Consider the following 17,073-nt stretch of genomic DNA (forward strand, 5'->3'; position numbering starts at 1 on the left):
CGCCGGGTCGGGGCCGGCGGCCGCGTGACCGGCGCCGACATCTCAGCCCCCCTGCTGGCCGTCGGGCGGGACCGCGCGGCGGCGGAGGCGCCCGGCGCCGCCCCGGTCCAGTTCATCGAGGCCGACGTCGAGACGGCCGATCTCGGCCGTTTCGATCAGGTGCTCTCGCGATTCGGCGTGATGTTCTTCCCGGATTCGGCCCGCGCCTTCGCCAACGTGCGCCGGATGCTGACGCCGGGGGGCCGGCTGACCTTCCTGTGCTGGCGGACTCTGCCGGAGAACCTGTGGGTGAGCGTGCCGCGCGAGGCGGTGCTGCCGCTCCTGGCCGAAATCCCGCCGCCGCCGCAGCCGGACACGCCGGGTCCGTTCCGCTTCGCCGACGCCGGCCCCATGGTCGCACTGCTGCGCGGCGCCGGCTTCGCGGACGTCACCTGCGATGCGGTGGACCGAGATATCGTGCTCGGACAGGGCGAGACCGATGCGGCGGCCATCGCGGCGGCGACCCATGTTTCCCTGAACCTCGGCCCCAGTTCCCACCTCGTCCGCGAGGCCGCGCCGGACCTGCGGTCGCGGGCGGAGGCGGCGGTCAGCGAGGCCCTGCGCCGGCACGCCCAGGACGGTTCGGTGCGACTGCGCGCCGCCTGCTGGCTCGTGCAGGCGGGCTGAGGTCCGGCATACCGTCATCGCACGCAGCGGTGACGGTATGCCGGCGATGGCGGCGGATGCCGGTTCAGAGGCCCAGCGCGCCGCCGTCCGAGCGCGGATCGTGGGTCGCCTCGATGCGTCCGTTGCGCGCGTGGCGAACCAGCATGCCGGCATGGCCCAGCGAGTCGATGTAGGGGCCGCCCAGCTCCTCGATCTCGTGGCCGAGGCGGTCGAGGGCCGCGATGCAGGCCGGATCGAACCGGTCCTCGACCTTCACGCTGAGGGAGGGCGCACCCCAGGTTCGTCCGTAGAGCAGGCGCGGGGCATCAACGGCATCCGCCACCGACATCCCGTAATCGGCGTAGCGGCTGAAGATCTGGGCCTGGAATTGCGGCTGCCCGTCGCCGCCCATGCTGCCGTAGCTCATCACCCGACCGTCGTCGAAGGCGGCGAGCGCCGGGATCAGGGTGTGGAACGGGCGCCGGCCCGGCTCCAGCGGATTCACGGCCTTTGGGTCCAGAGAGAACGACATGCCCCGGTTCTGCCAGCAGATCCCGGTGGCCGGCAGGACCGCGCCCGAGCCGTACTCCCAGTACACCGACTGGATGTAGGAGACGGCGAGCCCGTCCTTGTCGATCGCCCCCATCCAGACCGTGTCGCCGTGGCCCGGATCGGGCAGGGGCACCCGGGCGGCGCGGCGCATATCGATCAGGGCCGCCTCCCGGGCGAGGTGCTCCGGCGTCAGGAAGGCGGCGGGATCGTGCCGCAGGCGGCTGAAATCGGTCACCACCCGGTCGCGGATCGCGAAGGCCCGCTTCGTCGCCTCGATCAGGCCGTGATAGTGGGCCGTGCTCTCCGGCTCGGCGATGGCGAGCCGGTCGAAGACGCCGAGGATCAGGAGCGCGGCGAGCCCTTGGGTCGGGGGTGGGAAATTGTACAGCGTCGCGTCGCGCCGCCGGATCGAAAGCGGCGCCCGCTCCACCGCCGCGAAGGTCTCAAGATCGGCCCGCGTCACCGGCGCGCCGAGCCGCTCCAGATCGGCGGCGATCTCCCGGCCGATATCGCCGCGGTAGAAGTCGCCGAGGCCCGCATGGGCGAGCTGCTCCAGGGTGGCGGCGAGCCGCGGCAGTGTCCGGACCTCGCCGGCCGGATAGGGCTTGCCGTCCTTCAGGAACGTCGCGGCAAAATTCGGGGCGTCGTGGAGCGTGTCGAGTTCCTGGGGCACGTAGCGCGCCTCCGAGGGTGAGACCGCCACGCCGTTGCGCGCCTGCCCGATCGCGTCGGCGAGCAGCGTCTCCAGGGGCAGGCGGCCTCCGAGCGCCCGGGCCAGCTCCAGGGCGAGGCGCCAGCCACCGATGGCGCCGGCCACCGTCACCATCGCGTCCGGCCCGCGCGCGGGAATCGCGTCGTAGTCCTTCTCGCGGTAGCGCTGGATCGTGGCGAGGCGCCCGGCCGGGCCGCAGGCCTCGATGCCGCGCACCCGGCCGCCGCGCTCGCGCACCAGCCAGAAGCCGTCGCCGCCGATCCCGTTCATGTGCGGGTAGACCACCGCGATGGAGGCAGCCATCGCCACCATCGCCTCGATGGCATTACCGCCCTGGGCCAGCACCGTCTGACCGGCCTGGGCGGCGAGGATGTGGGGTGCGGCGACGGCGGCGGTGGTGAAGACGGGTGTCTCGGGCATCGGCGGTCCTGTGGTGTACCGGTTCCAGGGTTAGGCGAGCCTGTGCATCCTGCAAAGGCCGGGACGCGTACCGGCACCGCGCCATGCTATGCTGCCGGCGTACTGTCGCTCAGACGCGGCCGATGATCTGCAAGCTGCCACCCTGGATCGCGTTCGGCCTCGGCCTGTGCGCCGTGCCCGCCGCGGCCCAGCAGCGGACCCGGACCGTTTTCGAAGGTGCCGGCGCGGACCCGCGCATCTCGGTCTCGCAGCCCGAATCGACCAGCCAGGCCTCCGGTGGCTACGTCCGCTCCATCGAGCCCTCCCTCGGCCCGCTGGGCGATCCCCTCGGGCTTCGCCCCGCGCTGAAGGCCCGCGGCATCGAGTACAGCCTGACCTACGTCGCCGACATCTTCGGCAACCCGGTCGGCGGCGTCCGGCAGGGGGCGATCGCGGAGGATCGCCTCAACCTGCGGCTCAACCTCGACCTCGACCGGCTCGTCGGCTGGCAGGGGGCGACGGTCCACGCCAACGCCTATTTCATCCACGGGACCGGCCTGTCGCGCTACAATGTCGGCAACCTCCTGACCACGAGCGTCATCGAGGCTTTGCCCGCGAGCCGGCTCTACGTGCTCTGGCTCGACCAGAGCCTGATGGACGGTCAGCTCGGACTCCGGATCGGCCAGCAGGCCGCCGACACCGAGTTCTTCGTCAGCCAGACCGCGACCCTGTTCGTGAACTCCACCTTCGGTTGGCCGGCCATCACCGGGCTCGACCTGCCGAGCGGCGGGCCGGCCTATCCCCTGGCGGCGCCTGCGATCCGGGCCAAGTACGTGCCGGGCAACGGCTTTTCCCTCCAGGTCGGGCTCTACGACGGCGATCCCGCCGGCGCCAACCGGCCTGGGCAGGATCCGGAGGCGCAGCGCCTCGACCGGACGGGGACGAATTTCCGCCTCCGCGACCCGGCCCTGGTCATCGCCGAGGCGACCTACGCGTACAACATCGCCCCCGGATCGAAGGGCCTGCCGGGCGACATCACCCTCGGCGGCTGGCAGCATTTCGGCCGGTTCGACAGCCTGCGCTTCGACATTACCGGCGTGCCGCTCGCCGACCCGAACGCCTCCGGGATCGGCCGGCCGGTGCGGGGCAATGCCGGCCTCTACGCGATCTACGACCAGACCCTCTACCGGGAGACCGGCAAGGACGACGAGGGCGTGGGCTTCTTCGTGCGCGCCGCGTGGTCGCCGACCCGCTCCAGCCTCATCGACGCCTATGTGGATACCGGGCTCGCCTACAAGGGCCTGGTCGACGGGCGCGACGACGACACGGTCGGGGTGAGCTTTGCCTACGCCCGCATCAGCGACGATGCTCAGCGGGCCGACCGGGACACGATCCTCTACGCGGGGATGCCGATGCCCCGGCGCCGCGCCGAGGCGGTGATCGAGGCGACCTATCAGGCCGTCGTCGTGCCGGGCTTCACGGTGCAACCGGACGCGCAATACGTCATCCGTCCGGGCGGCGGCATCGCCGGGCCGGACGGGCGCCGCCTGCGCAACGCCGCGGTCCTGGGCGTGCGCGCCACCGTGCAGTACTGAGCGCCCGTCCGCGCCGGCCTGCGACGGCTCGACAGGGAACGCTCCCAGGACCCCGCCTCTTTCAAAGGCATGTTGATCTTCGAGTGGGTCGTCGGCGTCATGTTCGGCGCCGTCCTCCTGGCCGGTCTGGCGCGCCGCCTGGGCGCCCCCTATCCGGCCTTCCTGGCCCTTGGGGGCGTCGGCCTCGCCTTCGTGCCCGGCGTGCCCAACCTGCGGCTCGATCCCGAGCTGGCGCTGGCGCTGTTCCTCGCCCCGGTCCTGCTCGATGCCGGATTCGATGCCTCCGTGCGGGATCTGAAGGAGAGCTGGCGCGCGGTGCTGGGGCTCGCGGTCGGCGCGGTGGCGGTGACCACGCTCGCCGTCGCAGTCGTGGCGCGGCTGATCGTGCCGGACATGCCGCTGTCCGCCTGCATCGTGCTCGGTGCCGTGGTGGCGCCGCCGGACGCGGTGGCGGCGCTGGCGGTGCTCAAGCACGCGCCGATGCCCCACCGGCTCGCCACGATCCTGCGCGGCGAGAGCCTGCTCAACGATGCGGCCTCGCTGCTGATCTACCGGCTCGGCGTGGCGGCCGCGATGGCCGGGACCTTCCATCCCGCCGAGGTGGCGCCGGCATTCCTGCTGGGCGTCGTGGCGAGCCTCGCCGTCGGACCCGTCCTGGGTCTGCTCTTCGTCGCGCTGACCCGGCGCGTCACGGACCCGGCGAGCGCGATCGTGATGCAGTTCGTCGGCGCCTTCGGAATCTGGCTCGCCGCGGAGCGGCTGGAACTCTCGGGAGTCCTGACCATCGTGACCTTCGCGGTGACGGTCGCCCGCCGGGCGCCGGGCGTGACGGCGCCCCGGGCTCGGGTGATCTCCTACGCGGTCTGGGACACGGCGGTGTTCGTGCTCAACGTCCTGGCCTTCGTCCTGATCGGCATCCAGATCGACCCGATCCGGGACCGGCTGACGGGCCCGGATGCGTGGCAGGCCCTGATCCTCGCGTGCGCGACCTTCGCGACCGTGGTGGTGACCCGTATCGCCTGGGTTCTGCCGACCACAGGGATCCGCGGCCTCGGCCTCCGGCAGGCGGGCGCACCGGCGCGGCTCGGACCCGGGCTCGCCCTCTCGTGGGCGGGGATGCGCGGGATCGTCACGGTGGCGGCCGCCCTGGCGCTGCCCGCCGCGTTCCCCCACCGGGACCTCGTGGTGTTCGCCGCCTTCTTCACTGTGCTGGCCACGCTGATCGTCCAGGGCCTGACCCTGCGCCCGGTGCTCGCCTGTCTGAAGCTGGAGGACGACGACCCGGTGGGGCGCGAGACCGGCCGCGCCCGGGCAGCGGCCTACAAGGCCGCCCTCGACAGCCTGACGGACTCGGACGACGCGCCGGCGACCGACGCGCTGCGGGCCGAGTTCCGCGCGGCGCTGGTCGAGGCCGAGGAGCACGAGGAAGGCCGGGCACCGGAGAGCCTGCCGGCGGACGCCGCCCGGCGCCGGGCGGTCGAGGCCGCCCGCGACACGGTCCTGTCCCTTCGCCAAACAGGCCGGATCGGGGACGACGCCTATTTCCTGCTGGAGGAAGAGTTCGACTGGGCCGAACTCAGTGCGACGCCGCGGGCGGAAACCTGAGCGTCGCAGCCTTCGTGGACCCCCCGTCCCGGCCCGCGCCGCGGAGCGGTCCGGGCGGCGTCAGGCGCGTCGCGGGTGGGAGCCGATGGGATCGAGACGGAAGCCGGTGCCGTTACACGCCCTTGCGCGCCGCGATCCGCGCCTCGATCGCATCCCAGACGGCGACCGACAGGTCCGGGCCGCCGAGCCGCTTGATCGCCCGGATGCCGGTGGGAGACGTGACGTTGATCTCGGTCAGATGCCCGTCGATCACGTCGATTCCCACCAGGATCAGGCCGCGGCGCGCGAGTTCCGGACCGATCGTGGCGCAGATCTCGCGCTCACGCTCGGTCAGTTCGGACGCCGAGGCCGCGCCGCCGCGGACCATGTTGGAGCGGATGTCGTTGGCGGCCGGGACGCGGTTGACCGCCCCCATGGCGACACCGTCGATCAGGATGATGCGCTTGTCCCCCTCCGTCACCCGGTCGAGGTAGCGCTGCACCACCCAGGCCTCCCGGAAGGTCGTGGCGAACAGGTCGAACATCGAGCCGAAGTTCGGATCCGTCTCGGTCACCTTGAACACGGCCGCGCCGCCATGACCGTGGAGCGGTTTCATCGCCACCGTGCCGTGCTCCAGCCGGAAGGCCTCGATCTCCGCCCTGTCGCGGCTGATCAGGGTCGGCGGCATCAGCTCCGGGAAGTCGAGGACGAAGAGCTTCTCGGGTGCGTTGCGCACCTCGAAGGGGTCGTTGACCACGAGCGTCTCCGGATGGATCCGCTCCAGCATGTGGGTGGCCGTGATGTAGGCCATGTCGAAGGGCGGATCCTGGCGCATCAGCACCACGTCGGCCTCCGCGAGGTCGATGCGCTCCGGCGGCGCCAGGGTGTAGTGCGCGCCCTCGACGTCCTGCACGGTCAGGCGCTCGACCCGGGCGGTCACGCGCCGACCCTGCATCGAGAGCCGGTCGGGCGTGTAGTGCACGAGCGTATGCCCCCGCCGCTGGGCCTCCAGCAGCAGGGCGAAGGTGGTGTCACCCGCGATCCGGATATTCTGGATCGGGTCCATCTGAACCGCGACGGTCAGGCTCATTGCAAACGCCCCTCGCCAACGGCGGACATCGCGACCGGATGCCGGCTCAATCGTCGGACAGAGACTTGCTGCCCGTGCGCTTGTCGTAGTCGCCGATCGCCGAGCGGCATTCCGGCGACAGGCGCTTGCGGTTGCGCATCATGCAGCGATCCGCGTCCTGGCTGTTCGGATCGACGCCGGCGCAGAGGCGGAAATAGTCGTTCGCGCAGCCGAGCTGCAGGCCCTGGTCCTCGCGTTGGGCATAGGCAGGGCCGGCGGTGAGCGCCACCAGCGCCAGCGCCGCGATGGCCAGCCCGCGGTGGCGGGAGGCGCGCAGGGATCGTTCCGGAACCAGTCGCATTCAGCGGTGTCCTCAATCTCGATCGGGCGGAGAACCGATGCGGCGGCTCCGCCTTCATTCGCGTCCGGCATATCGGTCCGGCCGGGCGGTAGGCAAGCGTCGGAGGTCCCGCCGGGTTCCGCGCCGGACCGTCACGGCCACGCTCCGCCGCGGTGTGGCGCGCGGGTCGCACCGCCCACCGCGCGGTGGCGGCGAGCCCTGAATAAAAAGGCCCCGTCCGGGATCGGACGGGGCCTCAAGTCGAAGGGAGGAAACGCCCGCCATGGGCGCGAAGACCGACGCAATTGCCGCGCCAACACGCCTCAAGACCCGCTTTCGCTGGCGACGACGGGAAAGATTCCGTTAACCACGTCGTGCTGGATAGTCTCCGTAGCCCTTGCCGACGCCCTCCCGAGGCCCGGGCCGGATGCTCGGACCGCCGACAGGAGCCGGAGACCATGACCCTTTTCAAACCGCGGGAGACCGACGACAGCCCGCCGCCGCAGCAGGCCGCCGATTCGACGCGCCAGATCGCCGCGGACGCGTCGGCCGTTCTGATCCCGTTCCCGGGAACCGAGGCGCGGCGCACGTGCCGCATCCCGCGTTCCGACGAGCGGCGCGGCGAGATCCTGCTGTTCCTGGGCGTGCGCTACGAGCGTCTCGCCTCCTGAGGCATCACAGCGCATGTCCGGCCGGTCGCGCAACGCCATCGACGGTTCCCCCATGTCCATTTCGGATGCCCGGCGCTCCCGGCCCGCGCGCCTGGCGGCGCGGCTCGCCCCCCTCGGCGCGGCTTTGGCGCTCCTGGCCGCCTGCACCCAGAGCGGCGATTTCGGCCGGCCGCGCACGGGGGTCTGGAACGGTCTCATCGACACCACGGGCAGCTTCAGCAGCCACGATCGCGGCCGGCTGCTGCTTGATTCCGGTCTCACCGACGACGAGCAGGCCCTGCGCGACCGCGCCTGGCGATTCGTCCAGCCCGCCAGCACCTTCACGGCCTTTCAGGACGTGGTTCTCGGCCTCGCCAGCGCCCACGCGCTGCCGGCGACCTGGCGCTTCGAGGACGTGGGCGCCTATTACGAAACTCTGACGGCCGAACCGTCCCGCTCGCCCGTCTCCCGCTATCGGCAGCTCGGCGACGATGCCACCGCCGATGCAAGGCTGATCCCGATCTTCGTGGCGCTGGCGGCCCGCGTCATCGACGCGGATGCCGCGCGGCTGCGCAGCCTCCCCTTCGCCAGGACCCTCGACGATGCCGACGTGCGGCTGGCCGCGCAGCGCGTCGCCGAGAACCGCTGCCTGATCGCGTGGGTGCGGTTCGAGGCCGGTCTGCGGCTCGCGCGCTACCGGTTCGCCCTGGAGCATCTGTTCGCCGCGGCGCCGGCGCCGGAGTCGGTCTCGGCCGAACGGTCGGTCATGATGCTGGCAGCCCGCCGCAACTTGCTCGACCCGCTCCTCCCGCCGGATGCGGCGGCCCGGTGCGGGCTCGGACCGATCCCGCTGCCGCCCCCGGTGCCGGTTGCCCAGGCAGCGCCTCTGGTGGTCAAGGACTGAGCGGCCGCGCAAGAGTCGGGTCTGAGGTCGCGGTGGTCACCGGGCGCCGTCAGACGCCGCACGCGATACGGGCGGGGCAATCCGGATCGCTTTCCGGCGTTCGTCGCCTGACCACCGCGCTTCGCTCCCGGACTCTCTTCGATCATCGATAAAGGTCTCACCGGACCGAATGAACGGCGCTTGACGTTGCGCCTGCGCCGCGACGACCCCCACGGCGTGCCGCACGGGAAGACCCGTCTCGCTCCAGCACCCGATCGGTGCAAAAGCTGTGATCGATGCACCAGAACCTTGTACGCCGTGTCGAATTTCAACCGGAGCGGATTTGAGATGCGCAAATCGCGAGGCCCGGCCCTCGTCCCTATCGAGGGCGCGCATCAGCCCCGGCGGCCCGGCACGGTCTTGCAGGATGGCCTGCGACAGGGCGTTCTGCATGGCGACGGGCAAGGCTTTCTGTCGGAGCTGCCGAACGGCAGTATCGACCTGTTCTTCACGTCCCCGCCCTACGCCGACGCGCGGGGCTACAGCCGCATTCATCCCGATCGCTATGTGGAATGGTTCCTACCGTTCGCCCGCGCGATGTTTGATGCCACCAAGCCGACCGGAAGCCTGATCATCAACATCAAGAATCGGGTCGCGAAGGAAGGTCCCCTGAAGGGCCAGCGTCACCCGTATGTCTATCAGCTCGTCCTGGCGCTGCAGAATATCGGCTGGCGCTGGATTGAGACTTATATCTGGGCCAAGCCGAATGCCGTGCCTGGACGATTCGGTCCCCGCACCAAAGACAGTTTTGAGTACGTCTATCATTTTGCCAGAGATGTTCGGCCCTTCTTCGACTTGGCCAGCGTCCGGGTTCCGTACAAGGCCGACCAAGCCGAGATTGCCCGCAGGAAACTGGATACGCTCGGCCGCCGCAGCACCGAGGCTGGCTTCGGGCGCGATCGGACCAAGACCTATCTGCTCGGCGGCGCAGACCCGGGCAACGTCGTCAGCGTCCCCCAGACGTATAACCAGCATCGCGGTGTCGCTCACACGGCGGCGATGCCCGAAGGATTGGCCGAGTTCTTTATCAAAGCTGCGTCTCCGCCAGGGGGAATCGTCGTCGATCCCTTCGCCGGGAGCGGAACGACCATCGTGGTCGCGCGGCGCCATGACCGCCAAGCTTTCGGCTTCGAGATCCATGACGCATTCGTGCAGGAGGCGCGGCGCCGAATTGCCGAGGACCTTGCAAATGACACGCCGGGCCGCCTCGTTGCCTCTTCCATAGGTTGACGCATGCCGATCGACGACACGGTTCAAAAGATCTTGGAGGCCAAGTCCTGGGCGCAGCGCATTGCCCAGCTCAGGCTTATTCCTCAGCACCACGGGACGGGGGAGCACAACGCGATCTACGCGGCCGTCGCGCGAAAGCTGTATATGCCGCACCTGTCACCTGACTTCGCCTACATCCACGATTCGGAATTTTATGACCCGCCCCATTTCTTCGAGGCCTATGACGCGGCCGATCGCCTGACGGACGGGTTCGCCAAAACCACGGAAAAGGATCTGGCACGTGCAATATCCGAGTGCCCACGCACTCTTCTCGTGTTCAGAACACTTCTCGGCCTCACGAAGGATGAATTGGCCCACGCTTCCCTGATCGCGGCTGAAGCGGCGGATTCCAAGCCCCTCTCGTCATCGCAGATCGATAAGATGGAGCGCAGCGATCTTGAGCCGCGGGCAAAGTCGGCGCGCACGCGGCACCAAGCCGAGATCGTTGCGAAGACGATAGCCATGGCGATGAATCGCGAACTCTTCGGGGACGCGCCGCCGGGCTTGCGGAGCAAGCAGCAGAAGCCCGACACGGAAGACGGATGGAACACCGTCAGGAATTTCGCGTCAAACGGGGTTCCGCTGAAGGTATTTTTACATCAGAGACACTACGGCGGAGCCTTTCGCCAAGTCTTGGACGCGACATCGACCCTGCGCGGCGACTTGATCGAGGATTCCGTCCAGGACCTGTTTACGGCAAACCGGATTCCGTTCATTCGAACAGGCAGCCACAATCAAGCGGAGATCGCTGCACGCTTCGAAGTGCGGGTCACGCCGGCGCCAGACTTCGTGATCTTTGACCAGAGGGACGACAGCCTGAAGGCCATGCTGGAATGTAAGGGGACGAACAACGGCGGAACCGCGCGCGACAAGGCGCTTCGTTTCGCGCGCCTCCGAGCGGAAGCCATGCGGCTGAACGGCGTCCCTCTGATCGGTGTGCTGGGGGGCATCGGCTGGGCACGCATCAATGATGCGCTTGCCCCCGTCGTCGGGGACACGGAGGGAAGGGTGTTCACGCGGTCGACCCTTGACGAGTTGCTGGAGGTTCAACCCTTCCCGGGCCTCATCGGAACGGCACAGCCATGACGGCGATCCGTCAGGGACTTGAAAGCGACAACGATTGCGGCCGAAGATCTTGAAGGGGTCTATTCATAGCGATCCGGATTTCGCGGCTCCGGTCCACGTCTTTCAACAGGACCTTGCGAAAGACCGCATCCCGATGGAGTCCATCGAAAAGATCGATCCCTGTAACGACCTCCGAAGAAGGCCTCGCTATCGCCCTGCGCCCTTGCCCGGCGCATCCTTACCGGTGGTCGCATCGTCCGCCGGCGTGTCGGTGGTACAGGAGACGGCCTGAACCGCGGCGTTGGCGGCGGGCCGCTGGCTCGGCAGGCCCGCAATCACCCGCACCACCACGACTCCCCGCGCGTCGGGCGCGACGATGCGGACGTCGCGGCTCGGATCGTTCTCGTCGTCGTCGGCCAGCGCCTCGTCGTACTGGGCGCGGGTGAGGATCACGAGGTCGAGGGCACCGCGCACCGCCGCTTGATCGGTCACCGCGTAGAACGCTCCGCGGCGGGCATGCGCGGCGAGCGAGAGGGAGAGGGGGCCGGTGCGGGCCGAGACGCGCATGGGTCCGTCGGCAAGATTGTAGGCGCAGACACCCACCGCCACCGCCGGATCCGGGATCGGAAGCCACGCCTCGGGCGGGGAGGGATCGTCGCCGGTCGCGACCGTGTAGATCGTTTGCGGATGGTCCAGGTTCTCGCTGGTGCGGGCGCGCGTGACGGCATCGGAGTCCGACAGGCCGGGGATCGCCAGGACCGCCGCGATGTGGACGATCCCGGCAAGCACGAGGCCGGTCAGCGTGGCGTAGACGAAGCGCAGGTTCACGGGGCGCATCCGAGGCGTGTGACGGCCGGCACGGAATTCCGGTCGAGGGACCCGACGCTGGCGGCCACCGGTGTGTCGTAGAGGCGCAGAGCCAAGCGCACCGGCCCGCTCGCCCGCGGGCTCGGCAGCCAGTTCCCGGGCTGCACATCCGGCGCGAGCACGATCGCGAACCGCCCGTCGGCGGCGCGCAGCACCTCCGTCGAGGTGAAGCCTTCGCGCAAGGGGGCACGGTCGGCCTCGCGCGGGCCGCGGCCTGCGACCGTGAGGGTCCAGGCCCGGGCGGGGGGCGTCCCGCCGCCGATCCGGTACGTGCAGGTCGCGTCGAGGGCCTGACCGGTATCGTCGACCGCTGCGGTCAGCAGCAGGCCCTCGCCGACCGCCAGGGGGATCTCGCCGCGGCGGGCATTGACCGCGCGGGTATAGGGATCGGCGTTCCCGGCACCGGCCCGCGGCCAGGCGGTCCAGGCGCCGACCTGCACGCCGCCGAAGGGATAGCCACCGCTCGTCGCCCAGTCGGCACTGGCAAGTCCGAGGACGGCGCCGAGCGCCAGGGCGTACACGGCAAGTCCGGCGACCGAACTCTTGCGCCAGAGGCGACGGACGAACCGGACCACGCCGCTGCGCGGGGCACCGGCGGACGCGGAGGCGCCGCCGAAGGTGCCGGGAATCGTGAGCTTCATGTGCTCACCGCACCTCGACGAAGCCGCCGACCGGGCGGCCGCCCTCGGCCAAGGCGCGCGGCTGCCCGGAGGGTGCAGCCGCAGCGCGGTCGCCGGGCTTTCGGCCGGTCTTCGGCGCGTCCCCGGCGCCGGATCGCGGATCCGCAGCCGATCCGGGCGCACGCTCGACCGTGCGGAACAGGCCGTTCAGACCGCTGATCACCTCAAAGGATCGGCGGGACAGCTTGCCGTAGGCGCTGGCATTGGGGTCGATCGGGGCTGTCGTCCCTCCGGAGGCCTGCTGCTGGGCTGCCCGCGGGCTGTCCTTCAGGCCGGGCAATCCCTTGATCTCGATGCCCTGGTGGGCCGGCTCCATCACGTCGTGCCAGGTCTGGGCCGGGAGCGAGCCGCCGGTGAGCTTGTTGGTCGAGGTATGGTCGTCGTTGCCGTACCAGACCGCGCCGACGTAATTGCCCGTGTAGCCGACGAACCACGCGTCCCGGTAGGCGTTCGTGGTGCCGGACTTGCCCGCGACCTTCACGCCCTCGAGCTGCGCCCGCTTGCCGGTACCCTCCTCGACGACCTTGTTCAGCATGAAATTCATGTCGGCCACGACCTGGGGGGCGAGCACCCGCTCGGGCGCCTCGTCGGCGTGGCGATAGATCACCTCGCCGGACGAGTTCTTCACCTCCATGGCCGCGTAGGGCTTGGCGCGGAAGCCGCCGTTGGCGAACACCGCGTAGCCCGCCGCCTGATCGATCACCGTAACCTCGTCCGAGCCGATCGGCATCGAGACCGTGTCGATCAGGTTCGAGGTGATGCCCATCTTGTGGGCGAGTTCGGTGATCTTCGCGCGGCCCGCCTTCGCGGCCTTGGCTTCGTGACTGATGCCCATGGCCTTGCCGAGGGCGATGGAGATCTTGATCGGGATCGTGTTGATCGACTTCGCCACCGCGAGCCACATCGGTACCCGGCCGGCGTAGGAGCGGCCGTAATTCTGCGGGCACCAGTTGCCGATGCAGACCGGGCTGTCGACGACCGGCGTATCGGGCTTGAACAGGCCCGAATTGAGGGCGGCCGAGTAGACGTAGGGTTTGAACGACGAGCCGGGCTGGCGCAGGGCGTCGGTGGCGCGGTTGAACTGGCTCTCGCCGTAATCGGCGCCGCCGACCATGGCGCGGAGCGCCCCGTCGGGGTCGAGGATCACCATGGCGGCCTCGTCGACATCCATGGCGTCGCCGGACTTGCGCAGGATATCGGCGACCACCTCGTCGGCGCGCTTCTGGATGGCGAGGTCCAGCGGCGTCTTCACCGTCAGAACGCGGTCGTTGCGAAGCTTGCCCGCGTCGGCCATCCCCTTGATCTCGCCGAAGGCCCAGTCGAGGTAGTAGTCGGCGGTGATGTCGCGCGTGCGGGTCACCGGCGTCGCCGGGTTGCGCAGGGCGGTCTGGATCTGGCCCTCGGTGACGAAGCCCGCCTCCACCATGTTGTGCAGCACGTCCGCCGCCCGGGCGCGGGCCGCCGGCAGGTTGACGTGCGGGGCGTACTTGGTCGGCGCCTTGAACAGGCCGGCCAGCATGGCGGCCTCGGCGAGGCTGATGTCCTTGAGGGGCTTGCCGAAGTAATAATCCGCCGCCGCCACCGCGCCGAAGGTGCCGCCGCCCATATAGGCGCGGTCGAGGTAGAGCTTCAGGATCTCGTTCTTGGTCAGATGGCTCTCGAGCCAGAGCGCCAGGAACGCCTCGTTGACCTTTCTTTCGAGCGACCGCTCATTCGTCAGAAAGAGGTTCTTGGCGAGCTGCTGGGTGATCGACGAGCCGCCCTGGGTGCCGCCGCCGCCCTTCGAATTGTTGACCAGCGCCCGCAGGGTCCCGATCGGGTCGATACCCCAATGCTCGTAGAAGCGCCGGTCCTCGGTGGAGACCAGCGCCTTGATCATGATGTCGGGAAACTCGTCGAGCTTCAGCGAGTCGTCGTGCTTGATGCCGCGGCGCCCGACCTCAGTGCCGTAGCGGTCGAGGAAGGTGACGGCGAGGTCCTGCTGCTTCAACCAGTTCTCGCTGGTCAGCTGGAAGGCCGGCTGCGCCAGGGCGAGCATCAGCACCGCGCCGCCGGTCCCGATGGTGACCCCCTCGCTGGTCAGGTCGAGGGCGACGCGCTTCCAGCCGCGCACCGCGAAGCGGCTCATGACCCGCTGGAAGCGCTCGTAGACTACGCCGGTGGACTGGCCGCCGTCGTACAAGCTGGCATTGACCCAGGCGTCGAACGCCAGCGCGGCGCGTTCGAGGCGGATCTTGATCTCGGTGAACGTCGGCAGGCGCACGATGTCGGACCCGGCTTGTCGAGCGCCTCTGCGGCGAAACGTGGCGGCGAATGGTCGAGCGCCGCGGGCGCGGAGCCTGCGCCCGCGCCACCGCGCGGCGTCCCCGTCCATAGCAGGATCCGGAACGGCCGGCGAGGCTCCACGCCGTTTCACGAATCGCCATGGACGAGCTTGGGTGTAACGCGCGAGGGCGCGATCCGGTCGCATCCGGACGTCGATTGCGGCGCTTGCTCCGGTCCACCGCCTCGGGCAGAGAAGCGCCTCCCCGTTCGAGAGACCTCACCGATGTCCAAGCCCGAGGCGCCGCGCCGCGGGGCTGTCGAGCCGTTCTGGCAGGCCAAGACGCTCGAGGCCATGACCCCGTCCGAATGGGAGAGCCTGTGCGACGGCTGCGGCCGGTGCTGCCTGATCAAGCTCGAGGACGAGGACACCGGCGAGGTCCATCACACCGACATCGGCTGCACCCTCCTTGACGGTCTGACCTGCCGGTGCCGCGATTATGCGCGCCGGCAGACGCGCGTGCCCGATTGCGTCCGCCTGACGCCGGAGGCAGTGCGGACGATCGCGTGGCTGCCGCCAACCTGTGCGTACCGCCTCGTGCGGGATGGGGAGCCGCTCTATCCCTGGCACCCGCTGCTGTCGGGCCGGGCGTCGAGCGTCCACGAGGCCGGTATCTCGGTGCGCGGCCGGCTCGCCGGCAACGAGGAGGAGTTCTCGGAGGATGAGTTGCCGGACCGGATCGTCGACTGGCCCGGCAGCGATCCCGACGGCGCCTGAGCGCCTCAGTGGGCGCCGGCGTCGCGGTCGAGCAGCCGGCCGCCGGCCAGCCCGTTGACGGCGATGACGAGGGCGACCGCCGCCGCGTGGAACAGAAGGTCCGTGGCCGTGGCGTCGTGCGGGTGGACCGGGACCAGCAGGGCCGCGGCCGCAGCGGCCACCGCGAGGCCGCCGAGGGCGGCCGTAAGGTTCGGCCGCAGCGGGCAGGCGCGCCGCAGCATCACCACGATCAGCACCGAGAGCGGCACCGAGACGCAGATCAGGAAACTGAAGCAGCCCGTGACCGTGTGCGCTCCGGGGATGTCGGCACCCGGCGCGATCCATTCGCGCAGGCAGCCCAGACCGCTCGCGCCGATCCACAGGGCCAGCGGCGGAAGCGGCAGGAGCGCCCAACGGCCGGAACGGCCCGGGACGCTGGTGGCGAAGGCCGCGAACGCGGCGGCGACCGCCGTCAGCGCGGCGCCGATCGCCGCGAGGGCGAGATCCGGGACATGCATGCGCAGCATGAATCCGCCCGTGCCGATCCAGGCCGCCAGGACCAGCCCGAGCAGCAGCGTGGCGCCGAGCCACAGGGCCGCACGCGCCTCCGGGGCTCGGAGCGGCCGCACCGGCTCGAGGCCGCCCGCGAGTTCCTCGACGAGCCGCTCGTGACGGGAGAGGCCGCGGCCTGCCCAATTGCTCCCCTCTCCGGGCATCACTCCCTCTCCTGGGTCAGGCTTGCCCGCAACGCCTTCAACGCCCGGTGCAGGTTCACCTTCAGGGCGCCCTTGCTCCGGCCGGTCAGGGCCGCGGTCTCGTCGAGCGACAGCTCGCGCAGGCCGAGATGCTCCACCGCCTGCCGCTGACCGTCGGGAAGGGCCGCCAGCGCCCGCGACAGGGCTGCGGCGCGGTCCCGCGCCTCCAAGCTCTGACCGGGGGCCGGGCCGGGATCGACCTCGGCCTCGTAGGCGAGGGGATCGTTGACCTCCCGGGGCCGCCGCCCGGCCCGGCGCAGGCGGTCGATCGCCCGCCGCTGGGTGATGGCCCGCAGCCAGGGCAGGAACGGCCGGTCGGGATCATAGCTCGCCCGAGCCCGGTGGACCGTCATCAGCGCGTCCTGCACGACGTCGTCCACCGCTTCGCCGCGTACGCCCTGCGCCCGCGCGATCGCAGAGACCACGGGCAGGCAGGCCTTCAGCAGCGCCCGATAGGCGGCCGCGTCGCCGCCCTGTGCCGCCGCCATCAGGGCTGCCAGTTCCTGTTCGAGCGCCATCCGGGCTCCGCCGTCGTTCCGTCCCCCGGCCCGCGCCGTATCTAGACCGCGCTCCGACCCCGACGCCAGCACCCAGCCGCGGGCGGGGATCCCGCCCGGAATCGCGAGGATCATCGCACGGCCTCCCGTGCCGTCCCGGCCGGGGCCGCTGCGAGGCGTGCGGCCCCGAGGATCCGCCCGTCCTCGGCCTGCACCAGCAGGGCCGCCGTCGCGCCGTCCGGGCGGCCCGACGCGAAGGCCGCGGCCCCACCGGACCAGCGGCCGAGGTCCTGCACGGAGCGGACGACGTTGGCCTGGTCGATCGTGCGCCCGGCGTTCTCGCCGCGCAGCACCCGGGTCGTGTGGCTCGGATCGAAACCGACGAGCAGCACGCGGGCGGTCGCCGTCGCGGTGCCGCGCCCGGGACCGACC

17 protein-coding genes are annotated in these 17,073 nt (G+C 70.4%); 8 read left to right on the plus strand and 9 right to left on the minus strand.

Going from position 1 to position 17,073, the window contains the following annotated elements; genetic code table 11:
* Window positions 1-666, plus strand: a 666-nt coding sequence (locus AC1DXK_RS26170; RefSeq protein ID WP_477299430.1) for a class I SAM-dependent methyltransferase, incomplete at its 5' end; no start/stop codon positions are given.
* 64 nt (window positions 667-730) lie between these two features.
* Here AC1DXK_RS26170 and AC1DXK_RS26175 read toward each other — a convergent pair.
* A complete protein-coding gene (locus AC1DXK_RS26175; protein WP_477299431.1) occupies window positions 731-2,329 on the minus strand; it encodes a gamma-glutamyltransferase family protein in 1,599 nt (532 codons plus the stop codon).
* Between the two features lie 122 nt (window positions 2,330-2,451).
* On the opposite strand from AC1DXK_RS26175, the gene AC1DXK_RS26180 reads away from it, so the two are divergent.
* Together AC1DXK_RS26180 and AC1DXK_RS26185 are read left to right on the plus strand one after the other, a co-directional pair.
* Complete coding sequence (locus tag AC1DXK_RS26180) at window positions 2,452-3,903, plus strand: carbohydrate porin (RefSeq protein ID WP_477299432.1); 1,452 nt, start codon at window positions 2,452-2,454, stop codon at window positions 3,901-3,903.
* Between the two features lie 69 nt (window positions 3,904-3,972).
* Window positions 3,973-5,508, plus strand: a complete 1,536-nt coding sequence (locus tag AC1DXK_RS26185; RefSeq protein ID WP_457106185.1) for a cation:proton antiporter — start codon at window positions 3,973-3,975, stop codon at window positions 5,506-5,508.
* Between the two features lie 112 nt (window positions 5,509-5,620).
* Here the strand turns inward: AC1DXK_RS26185 and gshB are convergent, their stop codons facing one another.
* Window positions 5,621-6,577 (minus strand): glutathione synthase, encoded by a 957-nt coding sequence (gshB, locus tag AC1DXK_RS26190; protein ID WP_457106184.1) that lies wholly within the window; start codon window positions 6,575-6,577, stop codon window positions 5,621-5,623.
* A gap of 46 nt (window positions 6,578-6,623) precedes the next feature.
* Window positions 6,624-6,917: a hypothetical protein gene (locus AC1DXK_RS26195; protein WP_457106183.1), complete on the minus strand. Its 294-nt coding sequence runs from the start codon at window positions 6,915-6,917 to the stop codon at window positions 6,624-6,626.
* A 437-nt stretch (window positions 6,918-7,354) separates the two neighbouring features.
* Here AC1DXK_RS26195 and AC1DXK_RS26200 point away from each other — a divergent pair, with 437 nt between their 5' ends.
* The 4 genes from AC1DXK_RS26200 (at window position 7,355) to AC1DXK_RS26215 (ending at window position 10,844) form a co-directional block, all read left to right on the plus strand.
* On the plus strand, window positions 7,355-7,567 hold the full coding sequence (locus tag AC1DXK_RS26200) for a hypothetical protein (RefSeq protein ID WP_457106182.1): 213 nt from the start codon (window positions 7,355-7,357) through the stop codon (window positions 7,565-7,567).
* Between the two features lie 52 nt (window positions 7,568-7,619).
* Window positions 7,620-8,450, plus strand: coding sequence for a hypothetical protein (locus tag AC1DXK_RS26205; protein WP_457106181.1), 831 nt, complete (start codon window positions 7,620-7,622; stop codon window positions 8,448-8,450).
* 327 nt (window positions 8,451-8,777) lie between these two features.
* Window positions 8,778-9,719 (plus strand): DNA-methyltransferase, encoded by a 942-nt coding sequence (locus tag AC1DXK_RS26210; protein WP_477299433.1) that lies wholly within the window; start codon window positions 8,778-8,780, stop codon window positions 9,717-9,719.
* Window positions 9,720-9,722: 3 nt separating this feature from the next.
* Complete coding sequence (locus tag AC1DXK_RS26215; RefSeq protein WP_477299434.1) at window positions 9,723-10,844, plus strand: hypothetical protein; 1,122 nt, start codon at window positions 9,723-9,725, stop codon at window positions 10,842-10,844.
* A 186-nt stretch (window positions 10,845-11,030) separates the two neighbouring features.
* On the opposite strand, the gene AC1DXK_RS26220 is transcribed toward AC1DXK_RS26215, so the two are convergent.
* The 3 genes from AC1DXK_RS26220 to AC1DXK_RS26230 are packed head-to-tail and all read right to left on the minus strand — an operon-like array spanning window position 11,031 to window position 14,633.
* Complete coding sequence (locus AC1DXK_RS26220) at window positions 11,031-11,660, minus strand: DUF1254 domain-containing protein (RefSeq protein WP_457106178.1); 630 nt, start codon at window positions 11,658-11,660, stop codon at window positions 11,031-11,033.
* Window positions 11,648-12,331, minus strand: coding sequence for a DUF1214 domain-containing protein (locus AC1DXK_RS26225; protein WP_457106177.1), 684 nt, complete (start codon window positions 12,329-12,331; stop codon window positions 11,648-11,650). The genes AC1DXK_RS26220 and AC1DXK_RS26225 overlap by 13 nt, the downstream gene beginning before the upstream one ends.
* Before the next feature lie 4 nt (window positions 12,332-12,335).
* Window positions 12,336-14,633: a transglycosylase domain-containing protein gene (locus AC1DXK_RS26230; protein ID WP_457106176.1), complete on the minus strand. Its 2,298-nt coding sequence runs from the start codon at window positions 14,631-14,633 to the stop codon at window positions 12,336-12,338.
* A gap of 285 nt (window positions 14,634-14,918) precedes the next feature.
* On the opposite strand from AC1DXK_RS26230, the gene AC1DXK_RS26235 reads away from it, so the two are divergent.
* Window positions 14,919-15,410 carry a YcgN family cysteine cluster protein gene (locus AC1DXK_RS26235; protein WP_457106175.1) on the plus strand — a complete coding sequence of 164 codons (492 nt, stop codon included), beginning with the start codon at window positions 14,919-14,921 and terminating at the stop codon, window positions 15,408-15,410.
* A gap of 5 nt (window positions 15,411-15,415) precedes the next feature.
* Here AC1DXK_RS26235 and AC1DXK_RS26240 read toward each other — a convergent pair whose 3' ends face one another.
* From AC1DXK_RS26240 to AC1DXK_RS26250, 3 genes are all read right to left on the minus strand, one after another.
* Entirely contained in the window at window positions 15,416-16,105 is a 690-nt protein-coding gene (locus AC1DXK_RS26240; RefSeq protein ID WP_457106174.1) for an NrsF family protein, read from the minus strand.
* Window positions 16,105-16,662 (minus strand): sigma-70 family RNA polymerase sigma factor, encoded by a 558-nt coding sequence (locus AC1DXK_RS26245; RefSeq protein WP_457106197.1) that lies wholly within the window; start codon window positions 16,660-16,662, stop codon window positions 16,105-16,107. Before AC1DXK_RS26245 ends, AC1DXK_RS26240 begins: the two co-directional genes overlap by 1 nt.
* A gap of 110 nt (window positions 16,663-16,772) precedes the next feature.
* The coding region (locus AC1DXK_RS26250) for a DUF1223 domain-containing protein (protein WP_477299435.1) at window positions 16,773-17,073 on the minus strand (301 nt) is incomplete at its 5' end.

Source organism: Methylobacterium sp. P3_A11 (assembly GCF_056403155.1).